The organism is Chryseobacterium oranimense (assembly GCF_900129755.1).
Lineage (GTDB): Bacteria > Bacteroidota > Bacteroidia > Flavobacteriales > Weeksellaceae > Chryseobacterium > Chryseobacterium oranimense.
Window position 1 is genome coordinate 715,445 of sequence record NZ_FQWT01000002.1, and the last position, 13,053, is coordinate 728,497.

The 13,053-nt window shown below is 38.4% G+C and carries 12 protein-coding genes; 5 read left to right on the forward strand and 7 right to left on the reverse strand.

Features of this window, described 5'->3' with window-relative positions:
- The first annotated feature begins 26 nt into the window (after positions 1-26).
- Together surE and BUB03_RS09715 are read left to right on the forward strand one after the other, a co-directional pair.
- Positions 27-797, forward strand: coding sequence for a 5'/3'-nucleotidase SurE (gene surE / locus BUB03_RS09710; protein ID WP_040993014.1), 771 nt, complete (start codon positions 27-29; stop codon positions 795-797).
- On the forward strand, positions 797-1,462 hold the full coding sequence (locus BUB03_RS09715) for a GNAT family N-acetyltransferase (RefSeq protein ID WP_073062395.1): 666 nt from the start codon (positions 797-799) through the stop codon (positions 1,460-1,462). Before surE ends, BUB03_RS09715 begins: the two co-directional genes overlap by 1 nt.
- 102 nt (positions 1,463-1,564) lie before the next feature.
- Here BUB03_RS09715 and BUB03_RS09720 read toward each other — a convergent pair whose 3' ends face one another.
- Genes BUB03_RS09720 through BUB03_RS09730 form a run of 3 tightly spaced genes read right to left on the reverse strand, consistent with a single transcriptional unit; the run spans position 1,565 to position 3,953 of the window.
- The gene (locus tag BUB03_RS09720; RefSeq protein ID WP_073062398.1) at positions 1,565-2,968 is read right to left on the reverse strand and encodes a radical SAM protein; all 1,404 of its coding nucleotides are present in this window, start codon (positions 2,966-2,968) and stop codon (positions 1,565-1,567) included.
- Between the two features lie 11 nt (positions 2,969-2,979).
- A complete protein-coding gene (locus BUB03_RS09725) occupies positions 2,980-3,213 on the reverse strand; it encodes a hypothetical protein (RefSeq protein ID WP_040993006.1) in 234 nt (77 codons plus the stop codon).
- A complete protein-coding gene (locus BUB03_RS09730) occupies positions 3,210-3,953 on the reverse strand; it encodes a prolipoprotein diacylglyceryl transferase (protein ID WP_073062400.1) in 744 nt (247 codons plus the stop codon). The genes BUB03_RS09725 and BUB03_RS09730 overlap by 4 nt, the downstream gene beginning before the upstream one ends.
- Positions 3,954-4,023: 70 nt before the next feature.
- Between BUB03_RS09730 and BUB03_RS09735 the strand changes: the two genes are divergently transcribed.
- The gene (locus tag BUB03_RS09735; RefSeq protein WP_073062403.1) at positions 4,024-5,064 is read left to right on the forward strand and encodes a GMP reductase; all 1,041 of its coding nucleotides are present in this window, start codon (positions 4,024-4,026) and stop codon (positions 5,062-5,064) included.
- A 120-nt stretch (positions 5,065-5,184) separates the two neighbouring features.
- Here the strand turns inward: BUB03_RS09735 and fabG are convergent, their stop codons facing one another.
- The 4 genes from fabG to BUB03_RS09755 form a co-directional block, all read right to left on the reverse strand.
- Positions 5,185-5,928 (reverse strand): 3-oxoacyl-[acyl-carrier-protein] reductase, encoded by a 744-nt coding sequence (gene fabG / locus BUB03_RS09740; protein ID WP_040993000.1) that lies wholly within the window; start codon positions 5,926-5,928, stop codon positions 5,185-5,187.
- Positions 5,929-6,100: 172 nt separating this feature from the next.
- Positions 6,101-7,567, reverse strand: coding sequence for a WG repeat-containing protein (locus BUB03_RS09745; protein WP_073062405.1), 1,467 nt, complete (start codon positions 7,565-7,567; stop codon positions 6,101-6,103).
- Positions 7,568-7,611: 44 nt separating this feature from the next.
- A complete protein-coding gene (gene rsmI, locus BUB03_RS09750; protein ID WP_040992995.1) occupies positions 7,612-8,286 on the reverse strand; it encodes a 16S rRNA (cytidine(1402)-2'-O)-methyltransferase in 675 nt (224 codons plus the stop codon).
- 3 nt (positions 8,287-8,289) lie between these two features.
- Positions 8,290-9,720, reverse strand: coding sequence for a hypothetical protein (locus BUB03_RS09755; RefSeq protein WP_228417822.1), 1,431 nt, complete (start codon positions 9,718-9,720; stop codon positions 8,290-8,292).
- Positions 9,721-9,844: 124 nt separating this feature from the next.
- Here BUB03_RS09755 and BUB03_RS09760 point away from each other — a divergent pair, with 124 nt between their 5' ends.
- Both BUB03_RS09760 and BUB03_RS09765 read left to right on the forward strand, forming a co-directional pair.
- A complete protein-coding gene (locus BUB03_RS09760; RefSeq protein WP_073062409.1) occupies positions 9,845-10,432 on the forward strand; it encodes a thymidine kinase in 588 nt (195 codons plus the stop codon).
- Between the two features lie 172 nt (positions 10,433-10,604).
- The gene (locus tag BUB03_RS09765) at positions 10,605-13,052 is read left to right on the forward strand and encodes a bifunctional UDP-N-acetylmuramoyl-tripeptide:D-alanyl-D-alanine ligase/alanine racemase (RefSeq protein ID WP_073062411.1); all 2,448 of its coding nucleotides are present in this window, start codon (positions 10,605-10,607) and stop codon (positions 13,050-13,052) included.
- The last annotated feature ends 1 nt before the right edge of the window (position 13,053 follow it).

Consider the following 13,053-nt stretch of genomic DNA (forward strand, 5'->3'; position numbering starts at 1 on the left):
TATTTTTGTTAAAATTAAATTTTTTTATGGAAAGACCACTTATTCTGGTTACTAATGATGATGGAATCACCGCACCCGGTATCAGAAACCTTATACAATTCATGAACGAAATAGGAGATGTTGTTGTCGTTGCACCCAACTCTCCCCAAAGTGGAAAAGGCCACGCTATTACTATCAATTCTACTTTAAGCTATGAAGAAGTAACTCTTGAAGGACCTCAGACCGATTTTTCGTGCAGCGGAACACCTGTTGACTGTGTAAAAATGGCTCTTGACAAAATTCTTACAAGAAGACCGGATATTGTTGTTTCAGGAATCAACCATGGGGCCAACTCTTCAATCAACGTGATTTATTCCGGAACAATGTCTGCAGCTGTAGAAGCCGGTGTGGAAGGTATTCCGGCTATTGGATTCTCCCTTCTTGATTTCAGCTGGGAAGCAGATTTTACCCAGGCAAAAGAGCATATCCAGAATATCGTAAGAAGAACCCTGGAAAACCCAATGCCAAAAGGAATTGTTCTGAACGTTAATATTCCTAAGCTGACAGCCGCTGAAATAAAGGGCATCAAAGTCTGCAAGCAGGCCAATGCAAAATGGGAAGAAAGCTTTGACGAACGTGTAAATCCTCACGGAAAGAAGTATTACTGGCTAACAGGATATTTCAACAATATGGATGATTCTGAGGATGCTGATGAAACGGCATTGGCCAACGGATATATTTCAATTGTGCCTGTGAAGTTTGATCTTACAGCATACGAATACATGAAAACCCTTGAAGAGGTAATGAATTTCGACTGATGTACGGCAAGCTAGACAATCCTGTTTATCATTCACTTAATGAATACCACGAAAAGTTCTGCTTCAACTTCGGGGATACGAAATTTTATAACCCTGAAGTTGCCTCTTTTGGTGGTGCAGCAATGGTTTCAAAAGCAGAAGACATTACAGAATATACTAAGATCTGTGATGATTTTCTGATTTTCGGAGAGCGTCCCGGCCTGGGAAACTTAAAAACGGATCTGTCACAACTTGTATGTGATCAGTATGTTCTGGAAAATCCGATTAATATTGATTTCACAGAGGAAATTATTGAGCTGAAAGAAGAAAATCATGGTGAACTTCTGGCATTTGTGATGAAATTCTATCCTTACTACTTTAAAGCAAGAACTCCTGAATTAGGACGCTATTTCGGTATTTTTAAAGATGGCCAATTAGTGGCTGTAACGGGCGAAAGGATGCAGATGAATGATATGACGGAGGTAAGCGCTGTGATCACAGATACGGATCACCTGGGAAAAGGCCTGGCCAAACAGCTGGTGACTTTTGTGTCCGGAAAGATCTTTGAGGATGGGAAAACACCTTTCCTACATGTGGCAGAAAGCAATACAGGTGCTAAAATGCTCTATGAAAAGCTTGGCTTTATGCATAGAGGAAAAATAAACTTATGGGGTGTGAAAAGATAATTTTCCCGCCCTTTTTTATTATAAGTGCTATCCTATTTATTTTCCCGCAGATCTCACAAATTTTACAGATGATTGAGCATGAAAATCTGTGGGAAATTATTTTTAAAATAAAATTTTATCCTCTTTTCTCAATTCCTCAAGGTATTTAATTTTATCATCCCTGTAAAATAAATTCATGGTCTCGAAAGGAATCATTTTTAAATCTTTATTGACAATGTGAACACAAGATTTTTTGATAGCGCGCACATCAAAATCGTGGGCGTCCATAAAATTCATGATGATAATTCTAAAGAGATTGTCGTAGTCTAAATCCGGAGCTGAAACTTCAGGTAGACAGCACAGTAACTGGTTGACTTTAGGCTGAACTTTATCTACAGAAATCCCGGTGCTGAAAATATCTAAAAGCTGCATTTGCAATCCCGTATCCTGTTCGTAAACAATAGTATTTCTTGTTTCATTATTCAGCAAATCGGCAGGGTTAATATATCTTGTAAGAGGAATGGTTTCACCTTCGAGTTTCAAAATATAGCCCATTGCCAAAGCATCCGGATTACACGGAACGGGGATAATATCATCGGCGTTCAGAAGTGGAAACTGATTTAAAATTTCCTGCCTTACTTCTGTCAAAGTAATTTTCTCATGGGCAGAATCCTCCCTGTTTCTTCCTGCTACTTCAACCGGCTGGAAGGTAATCCCGCGGACGCACTTCTGTTTTAAAGCAAAATCAATTAATTTTCCAATCTCGTCGATGTTTTTTCCTTTCTGAAGAACGATAACCAAAGTTGTGGAAAGATTTAATTCATTTAATTTTTCCAGGGCTTTCATGCGGACATCCGTTAAATCTTTTCCTCTGAAATCTTGCAAAACTTCCGGTTTAAAAGAATCAAACTGAAGGTAAATTTCAAATTCCGGGGCATAAGTTGCCAGTTTCTCCGCAAAACCGGGATCATTGGCAATACGGATCCCGTTGGTATTGAGCATCAGATGTTTAATCGGTTTCGATTTGGCGATATCCATAATCTTAAAAAACTCGGGATGAATTGTCGGCTCACCACCACTGATCTGTACAACATCCGGCTCGCCCTCGTTTTTAACGATAGTATCAAACATGGCTTCAATCTGCTCCAAAGTTCTGTGACTTCCATAATGCGGCGAAGACATCGCATAACAGGTAGGACAGGTCAAATTACAGCGGTCAGTAACTTCCACAATAGAAAGGCAGCTGTGCTGCTCATGGTCTACGCACAAACCACAATCGTACGGACAGCCATATTCCACATCAGTTCCGAAATGAACGGGCATTTCAGAGGCTTTATTGTAGTTTCTGATATTTTTGTAATACTGAACATCTGAAGCAATCATGGTCTTAAAAAAGCCGTGATCAGGACATCTTTTTGTCATAAAAACTGCTTCATCCTCAATAATGATCTTCGCTCCTACCCTTTTCAGGCATTCCGGGCAAAGACTTATGGTATAGTCGTAATAGGTATAATTTCTTACCGGCATAATTTCAATTTTTACATTCCTCCACAAACAAAACCGCTGATCAGGCCACAAATCAACAAAGAAATAAGCATCGTCTGCCAAAACTGTTTTTTTGTGAATTTCCTGTCGTTATTCCACTCGTAAATAACTTTTGCGATCAGGGTTATAACCAGTGAAACAACTAAGGCAATTACTATGATTACTCCTATAATCATGACGACCAGGCCGCCGAGATTACCAACTTCCAGAAGTGTCAGCATTTTCATAATTTAAATTTTATGGTGTTTTTAATTTTATAAATGTAGTAAATAATCACTGAAAGAGATACCAGCTGAATCGTTCCCAAATTTCCGATGATCCCGACTTTAGGTTTGATAAAATCCAAAAAGAACCTGAATGTAAAATAACTCAGCATAAATACCTGAAAAATAAAGCCTGAAGGATATTTTCTTTTGCTCTCAATCCTTTTTAAAAAGATCCATAGAATAATCAGAAAAGCAATTTCATAAAGGGCTACCGGATGCCTCAGATATTCATCCCCAAGATGCATTCCGAATACTGATGTTGTGGGCAAACCATAAGTTTCTTCGTGAACTCCCGTAAGAAAACAGCCGATTCTGCCAATGATTATGGCTAATATCAAAGGGTAAACAATCAAATCCCCGGTACTTTCTTTGTGCCCTACTATTTTTTTGGCCAGTTCAACCCCGATAAGCCCAAATGCCAACCCGCCAACAATGGTGTTATTGGTCCAAAATCTTTTAAAGCTGAAATGTTCAAATAAGGCATAAGGATCTTCAAGATTACCGATAAGCTTTGAACCAATTAAAGCTCCTGCCGTTGCCCCGATGAGTACCGCTGCGGAAGTATTGAAAGACAGTTTTTCGGTTGATTTCCTTTTTAAATAAAAATAAAACCGCATCCCCAGAAAAATACCCAGGGTTTCAAATACAGGATGTGCAAGAACTGTTTTACCGAAAATCTGAAAAGTAACAGGGAAATCCATCCTGTCAAAAGTAGTATATTTAAGGTAAATTACTAATTTTAATTTTTAAACAACAAATACATTCATTAAAATGCGAATAGAAAATGATATAAAACTAGGTTTTAAAGATGTGATGTTCAGACCAAAGCGTTCTACTTTAAAATCCCGTTCGGAAGTGAGCCTTGAAAGGGAGTTCACTTTCAGACATACCAAAAAGAAATGGAACGGCGTTCCTCTGATTGCAGCCAATATGGACACGGTAGGAACTTTTGAAATGGCCGTAGAGCTTGCCAAAGACAAAATCATTACAGCCGTTCACAAACATTATACTCCTGAAGAATGGAGCCATTTCCTGGACAGCCAGCCCGAAAGCATTTACCAGTATATCGCATTGAGTACCGGTACCGGCCAGGCGGATGAAGAAAAACTTAAAACGATCCTCGAAAAGCATCCAAAAATTGAGTTTCTCTGCATAGATGTAGCCAATGGTTATTCCGAACATTTCGTTGGATTTGTGAAGAAGGCAAGAACCAATTTTCCCGATAAGATTATCATGGCAGGGAATGTGGTTACCGGGGAAATGGTAGAAGAGCTTCTTTTGGTAGGTGCAGATATTATTAAAGTCGGCATCGGACCCGGTTCGGTATGTACAACAAGAGTGAAAACAGGAGTAGGTTATCCTCAGCTTTCTGCAATTATAGAATGTTCTGATGCTGCACACGGCCTTGGAGGACATATTATCGCTGACGGAGGCTGTAAAGTTCCCGGAGATGTAGCCAAAGCCTTCGGTGGAGGCGCAGATTTTGTAATGTTGGGCGGAATGTTTGCCGGGCATGATGAAAGCGGTGGCGAAATCATTGAAGAAAATGGTAAAAAATACCGTTTGTTTTATGGGATGAGTTCAAAAACAGCAATGGATAAGCATTCGGGAGGCGTGGCAGAATACCGTGCTTCGGAAGGAAAAACAGTGAAAGCGGCTTACAAAGGTCCTGTTTCGGAAACGGTGAAAGATATTTTGGGTGGCGTGCGTTCTACATGTACTTATGTAGGAGCTTCCAAACTGAAAGAATTGTCTAAAAGGACTACTTTTATCAGGGTTCAGGAGCAGGAGAACCAGATATTTAAAGATTGATCTCTTATAGTAAATCAGGCTCTCGCTGATTTTGCAGATTGCGCAGATTTTTTCTTTTTTGATCTGACAGAAATAAAAACCGGCTGTACAAATGATGTACAGCCGGTTTTGTTTGTTTTATTAAGTCAGCATTCCGCCGTCTACGTTCAGGGTTTGTCCTGTGATGTAAGAAGCCATCTCGCTTCCTAAGAATACACAGGCATTGGCTACATCGCTGGTCTGCCCGGGTCTCTTCATCGGAATTCTGTCTCTCCATGCCTGAAGTGTTTTTTCATCCAGATCAGCAGTCATTTCAGTTTCAGTGAATCCTGGTGCCACAGCGTTACATCTGATGTTTCTTGATCCTAATTCCAGTGCGATGGATTTTGTGAATCCTATCACTCCGGCTTTAGAAGCTGCATAATTGGACTGTCCGGCGTTTCCGCTGATCCCAACTACAGAGGTCATATTGATAATAGATCCTGATTTAGCTTTCATCATTGGTTTGATCACCGCTTTTGTAAGGTTAAATACCGAATCCAAATTGATTCTCATTACTTTGTCCCAGTCCTCTTTAGTCATTCTCAACAGCAGGTTGTCTCTTGTGATCCCTGCATTGTTGATCAGAATATCAATTTTCCCGAACTCTTCCATTACATCATCGATTAATTTTTGAGCTGCATCGTAATCTGATGCGTCAGACTGATATCCCTTGATCTGGGTTACAGAACTTAAAGCTGCTTCCAATTCCTTGGCTTTTTCTACAGAGCCGGCATAAGTAAATGCTACTTTTGCACCCTGTTCAGCGTACATTTCAGCGATTTTCTTTCCGATTCCTCTTGTAGCTCCGGTAATTAGTGCTACTTTTCCTTCTAATAGTTTCATCATATCTCTTGATAATTATATTCGTGGTAAATTCTTCCGTCTTTAAAAAACGGCAATTTAGCATATTTAATTTTATACAAATTAATCAGTCCGCAAAGATATTATAATTTGTTATTCAATATATTTGAAATCATCAAATTAGTGAATTTTTTTCTCTGTTTTTTATCATATTTCAAAGACGGTTCCCTTTATTCTTAAATCTTGTGAAATAAAGAATATCGGTTTTTTTATCCTTATCCAGCCTCAAAACTTCTTTCTGCCAGTAATATTTGTCATAAACAATATCCTTCAAAGGCTCATTCTGAAAGTTTAAAACGCCATATTTATCCTGTTTCTTTACTACAAATTCATTCTCAGAATTTTCAAAGGCAATAATATCATCATATGTAAAAGGAACGATCTCCTTCCCTTTCTCATCTATTATGCCATACATCCCGCTGCTGTTTCTGCATACGACAGGTTTTGAATAGAGATTGAAAATATTAAAAAAATCAGGCAGCTGTTCTTTAATGGAAGCAATATCTTTCATTACTGAAACAGACTTATCCAATACGGAAAAATGATAATAAGCATCTTGTTTTTTAATGATAAGCCGGTCCGGATAGAAGGCAATGATCCGGGTATTCTCTTCCAGAATATTTTTCAGGTCCTTATCCAGAAGCTGTTCTTGTTCTGCTTTTTTAAGGTAAATAAAATCTTTGCCTGAGATGTTGAAATTCCGGATGAAATCATATTCCTGGGGATAAATAATTTCTCCCTGCAGATTGACGATTCCGGTTTTACCTGTCTTATCATTGTAAACCGTGAAAAGATGGTCAAACAAAGGGGTCAGATATTTGAAGTTTGCGGGATAAAGATTTCGGTCTTCCTTACTGAAAACGGTCGCTTTTCCTTTTTTTCTCAGATAAATATATTTTTTCTCTCCAAAATATTCCGGTGTGGCTTCATCAAACATCTCCTCAGCCAGAATATTTTCTTCAGTATCAATAAGGCCGTATTTTCCTGTTGTTTTATTTTTGGTAATCAGGTAAGGATAAGCATCTGAATTGTAAACCTGCCTGGAAAATTTGTGCAGGGTTTGCCCATCTTTCCCTATGATCTCACTTTCATTGGTTTCATTAATGATCAAAGCCCTCCCGTTTTCAAAGTGAAAATCCGATTTAAGACCTCTGCTGTTGACTTGCTTTCCTTCAGGATCATAAAGGAACCATTGTTTATCTTTCAGAACAAAAAAGCGGTCTTCCCCGGCAAACTGGATTCTGTCTGAATACGGAATGATCAGCCTCCCGTTATAGTCATAAACCGCATCTTTACCCGCTTTTGAAGAAATAATACGTTCATCGCTGAGCCAGGGTGTATTGAACGTCTGTTCATCTAAAGGAAGGAGCTGATTTCCTTTTTCATCAATAACAGTTGATTTTATTCTTCCGGATTCCTGAGAAGTAAGGATGAATCTGTTTTTAAAGATATGTGAAATACCGGACCGGGATTCAAAGGTTATATTCCCCAGTGAATCTACAATCCCTTGTGTTTTTGTTCCGGAATCATACACCGTTCCATATCCTCCCGAATAGGAACTTACTTCCTTTCCGATCTTTTTGGATAAAAGAATCTTGGTATACTGATTGGTCTGGGCCATACACACTGATGAGCACAGTGCAAAAACTAAGTTTTTCAATGGTATTAAATAGAGTTATTTACAATAAGAACAATCTCTCCTTTTAAAGTTTTACTTTTGGAAAATTCTATTAATTCACTGATTGTTCCGCGTTTGGTTTCTTCAAACTTTTTGGAAATTTCCCTGCTCAGGCTTGCTTTTGTTTCTTCACCAAAGAATTCTCTGATCTGCTCCAGAGTGGTGTTAATCTTATGCGGACTTTCATATAAAACAATCGTCTTTTTTTCTTCTGCAAGCTGTTTCAGCTTGGTCTGCCTTCCTTTTTTCTGGGGAAGGAATCCTGCAAAAAGAAACTCATTATTGGGAAGTCCTGAAACCACAAGTGCCGGAATTAAGGCTGTTGCTCCGGGAAGGCAGATCATTTCGATGTTGTTATCGGATCCCGCTTTGGCCAGAAGATAACCAGGATCTGAAATTCCGGGAGTTCCCGCATCTGTAATAATGGCAATATTCTGCCCGTTTTTAAGGTCACCGATCACTTTTTCAGTAGCCTGGTGTTCATTATGAAGGTGATAGGATTTTAAAGGTTTGGAGATCTCGAAATGCTTTAAAAGTATTCCTGATGTCCTGGTGTCTTCACACAAAATATAATCAACTTCCTTAAGGACTTTTATCGCCCTGAAGGTCATATCTTCTAAGTTCCCGACGGGTGTGGGAACAAAATATAAGATTCCGCTCAAAATTTATAAGAATTTATTTTCTACCAATATCCAGAGTCTCTGGGCATATTCATCTACTTTACTCCACTTTCTTTCGTAATAAAGATCGCTGAGATATTCTTTTGCTTCTTCCAGATTTCTGAATCCGTTCAGGCGGGCCACCGTTTCGTTAAGGTCCGACTGGCTTCCCCCAAACAGCATTTTTGAAAAAGCAATCCTGTCATTCAGATCCAGTCTGAACTCCGGTTTTACCTTATCAGCTTCCATAAAATTGGTAGGAATGTTAGTTTTAAGGATGCTTCCTGCGTCTTCTTTAGCTTCGGGTGTCGGTTTTTCCTTAGGAACCTCTCTTTCAAGAGGATCATCATCAAAAAGGCTCTGTACCACCTTAAGGCCTTTGATATTGGCCAGCTTTATTTTTTTCTCCCGCTGATAAGCATCCAGATCTTCGAAGCTTTCATCAGAAGCATGTTTTTCTTTTTCCGAAAGAGGTTTGTCTATTTCAACGATTTTTCTTCTGTCGTACACTTCTGCGAGGATCGTCTCTTCTTTTTCTTCAGAAGGAACGTCATGTTTTATTTCACTCAGAATTCCCTCCACATTGGATGTTTCCGTTAGCATTTCTCCCTGGTCAATGCCAGCGCTGTTCACCATGAACTGTTCTTCATTTTCTTCAATCAGAATTTCATCTTCCAGCATTTCCGGATCGAATATGCTTGGAATTCTTTCTGTCTGTTCTCTGGCTCTATCTGCAGCTTCTTTGTGCGTCGTTTCTTCTTTCAGCAGGTCATCTGAAGCAATTGTTTCATGTGAAACCATTTCTTCATCTTCGTCAATTTCATTGAGTTGATTGTTAAAAACCGCCTCTTCTTCTGTCAGTTCATTAATAAATAAATCTTCATTCAGATCTTCATCATTATCAGGCTTCGCATCTGCAAGAACTCTTTCTTCATCAATAAAGCTGAACACTTTTTCACTGGCGTTGAAAGTTTCGTTTTCATCAATTTCATTCAGCTGGTTATTGAAAACAGCTTCTTCTTCCGTCATTTCGTTGTGAGGAGTCTTTTCATGAGCAACCGCCTCCTGCCCGTTAATTTCCTCTGCAAAACTCACAATGTTTTCGTGGAATTCATTTTCTACGATCTCATCAAGCTGATGATTGAATTTTTCCTCTTCATCTGCTGATGTCTCTGAATAATTTTCATTCCCGTTTTCATCAATTTCATTAAACTCATTATTGAAAATGGCCTCTTCTTCCGTTACTTCATGATGAGACTCGTGTACATCATCCGAATTTAAAGAAACATATTGATTCTCTGTATTCTGTTGTGGATGATCTGTAATAAAATACTCAATATTTTTTTCCAGAAGCCTTAAAAAAGAGATCCGGTTCGCAAGCTCATCCACAAGATCCTGCTTGGAAAGTAATTCGTCTACATTGTTTATTTTCTCCAAAATATCAATGATATTTTTGGATTCAAAAAAAATTTTTTCCTTTAAATCTTGGATGTTTTGCATAATAAGAATCTTATTAAAATTGCTTACTTTTGATCTTAAAAATATACGGCTAATTTAACAAATGTTTTTAGAAAATACAATTAATCATTCCAAACAAAGTGGTTGGATGGAAGTTATTTGTGGCTCTATGTTTTCCGGGAAAACCGAGGAGTTGATCCGGAGATTGCGCAGAGCAGAAATGGCAGGGCAGAACGTGGAAATTTTTAAACCGAGACTGGATATACGATATTCCGAAGATGACGTCGTTTCTCACAATCAGAACAAGATCCGGAGTACGGCAGTAGATAATCCCAATGAAATTCTCCTCCTGGCTTCCAACTGCGATGTGGTGGGAATAGATGAAGCGCAGTTTTTTGATGAAAGCATTGTTGATATTGCCAATCAGCTTGCCAACAGCGGCATAAGAGTAGTGATCGCCGGTCTCGATATGGATTTCCTTGGACGTCCGTTCGGACCTATGCCCAATCTGATGGCAACGGCGGAATATGTCACAAAAGTGCATGCTATTTGCAAGAGAACGGGTAATCTGGCCAATTATTCAATGAGGACTTCACAGGGAAATGATCTGGTAGAACTTGGCGAAACCGAAAGCTATGAAGCAGTAAGCCGCCGTGTTTTTATTGACGAAGTTCTTTCAAAAAGAAAATAGCTGTAAAGCAAAGCAGCAAATATAAAAATGGCTATTTAATATAAAATGAAAAGCGAAAAAGCTACACTGTAGAATATTTAACAAGGGAAAACCAGATGATCTCATACATCTCCCCTTTTACTATTTTACCTTTTGCCATTTCGCTAAAAAAATAAAGCAGAAGGGGGTACCAATGAACTATACAGTAAAACAAATTGCAGAGATCACCAATGCGAAAATCATTGGAGACGAAAACCTATTGATCCGGAATATAGCATTTGACAGCAGGATTATTTATTCAACGAAGAATACGGCATTTATTGCGATCAATACGCATAAGAATTCCGGTGAAAAATTCATTGAGTCTGCAGTGGACCGCGGTATTGATGTGATTATTTCCGAGCATCAGTATCCAGGGTTTGAACATATTACATGGATCATTGTTGACAATTCAGTAGATTTCCTTCAGAAATTAGCTCAATATCATTTTGAAAACTCTCATCTTAAATCTATCGGAATTACAGGAAGCAACGGGAAAACCATCCTGAAGGAATGGCTTTACCAATGTTTGTGGAATGAATTTCCGACTGTAAAAAGTCCAAAGAGTTTCAATTCCCAGATCGGGCTTCCCCTTTCCCTTCTCCAGATCAACAACTCTTATGAGCTTGGAATTTTTGAAGTAGGAATTTCAAAGCCTCACGAAATGGAAAAGCTGGAAAGAATATTCCATCCTCAAATAGGTCTTCTAACCCATATTGGGAATGCCCATGCAGCCAATTTTCAATCTGAAGAAGAACTTATTGACGAAAAAATAAAACTTTTTAAAGCTTCTGAAGTCATTATTTACAATGGCGATAATTCATTAGTCAGCAAAAAAATACACGAATTATATTCAACCAAAAAATTAATCTCTTACGGTCTTAAGAAAGATAACCAGGTTTTCATTAAAGAAGATGTTTCTAAGGATGAAAATATAACGGTTGTTTACATTGACGAAGAGATCTCCTTCCCTGTTCATCAGAGAGACGAAGCCACACTCACCAATGCCCTGGCATTGATTACCGTTTTAAAGGAGCTGAAGATCGATAATCTGAAGATTATTGAAAAAATCAATTCCTTAAAAGCTGTAGAAATGCGTCTGGAAGCTATTGAAGGCGTTAAAAATAATATTGTTATCAATGACTCTTTTAACCTGGATCTGGACTCCCTGAAAACAGCTCTTCAGTTTCTGAATGAATACAATAAACCTAAAAAATCTTTGGTACTGACGGATATTGTAGGGGTAAATTCCAATTCTAAAGAACTGTACGAGGAAGTTTCTGAGCTGGTGAATGACCAGAATTTTGACTTTGTATTCCTGATCGGCGATGAAATATCAAAATTCAGTGAATTATTTAAAGCTAAAACCTCTACTTTTGTCAGTACTCAGGAATTAATTGATAGTAAACGACTTACTGAAATAGAAAACCAGATTATTCTTCTTAAAGGAGCAAGAAAATTTGAGATTGAAAAGCTTAAAGATATCCTTGAACTCAGAAAACATGACACCGTTCTGGAAATTAATCTGAATGCTATTCTTCATAACATCAACTATCATAAATCCCTGCTGAAACCGGGAACCAAAATGATGGCTATGGTAAAAGCAAATGCTTATGGATTGGGAAGCTATGAAATTTCTGAATTCCTGCAGCATCATCATATCGATTATCTTGGAGTTGCCTATGCAGATGAAGGTGTGGAACTTCGTAAAAAAGGGATCACCACTCCTATTGTGGTGATGAATCCTGAACAGCACAGTTACGAGGCTATTATTGAATATAATCTGGAACCGGAAATTTACAGTTTCAGGGTTTTGGAATTGTTCTACGAGGCAGTACAGAAATCAGGCTACGATAAAAAATACCCGATCCACATTAAATTGGAAACCGGAATGCACCGTCTTGGTTTTAAGGATTTTGAATTGGATGAGCTCAGTGAAACTTTAAGCCATAAGAATGTAAAAGTTCAGAGTTTATTCAGTCATTTATCATCTTCTGATGTGCCTGAGGAGAAGGAATTCACCTACAAACAACTTGAAGTCTTCGAAAAAAATTCCTCTTACCTCATTGAAAAACTGGGCTACACTCCCATCCGCCATATTCTTAATTCTTCAGGAATAACGAGCTATACTGATCACCAATATGACATGGTGAGAATAGGGATTGGAATGCTGGGAGAATCACCAAATAGTGAAATACAAAAACAGCTTCAGTCTGTGGTAAGTTTTAAAACCGTAATTTCACAGATATCAATAGTGAGCAGTGGTGAATCCGTTGGGTACAGCAGAAAATATAAACCCGATCATGCCACTAAGATTGCCACTATTCCGGTAGGTTATGCAGACGGAATTCCTAGATTAATCGGGAACCAGGTAGGAAATGTTGGCGTTCACAAAATACTGGCTCCTATCGTCGGAAATATCTGTATGGACATGATGATGATCAATGTAGACCAAATACCTAATGTAAAGGAAGGTGACACTGTTACCGTTTTTAATGCAAAACCAAGTTTAAAAGAATTCGCAGGCTACTGCAAAACTATAACCTATGAAGTGTTAACCTCCATTTCGCCCCGGGTGAAACGGATTTATATAAAAGACTAGT

Bases quoted from the DNA above. Each gene is read 5' to 3' on its own strand.
- BUB03_RS09725 (WP_040993006.1), bottom strand. From the start codon at position 3,213: ATGAAAATGCTGACACTTCTGGAAGTTGGTAATCTCGGCGGCCTGGTC.
- BUB03_RS09715 (WP_073062395.1), top strand. From the start codon at position 797: ATGTACGGCAAGCTAGACAATCCTGTTTATCATTCACTTAATGAATAC.
- surE (WP_040993014.1), top strand. From the start codon at position 27: ATGGAAAGACCACTTATTCTGGTTACTAATGATGATGGAATCACCGCA.
- BUB03_RS09720 (WP_073062398.1), bottom strand. From the start codon at position 2,968: ATGCCGGTAAGAAATTATACCTATTACGACTATACCATAAGTCTTTGC.
- BUB03_RS09745 (WP_073062405.1), bottom strand. From the start codon at position 7,567: ATGGCCCAGACCAATCAGTATACCAAGATTCTTTTATCCAAAAAGATC.
- BUB03_RS09730 (WP_073062400.1), bottom strand. From the start codon at position 3,953: ATGGATTTCCCTGTTACTTTTCAGATTTTCGGTAAAACAGTTCTTGCA.
- BUB03_RS09760 (WP_073062409.1), top strand. From the start codon at position 9,845: ATGTTTTTAGAAAATACAATTAATCATTCCAAACAAAGTGGTTGGATG.
- BUB03_RS09735 (WP_073062403.1), top strand. From the start codon at position 4,024: ATGCGAATAGAAAATGATATAAAACTAGGTTTTAAAGATGTGATGTTC.
- BUB03_RS09765 (WP_073062411.1), top strand. From the start codon at position 10,605: ATGAACTATACAGTAAAACAAATTGCAGAGATCACCAATGCGAAAATC.
- fabG (WP_040993000.1), bottom strand. From the start codon at position 5,928: ATGAAACTATTAGAAGGAAAAGTAGCACTAATTACCGGAGCTACAAGA.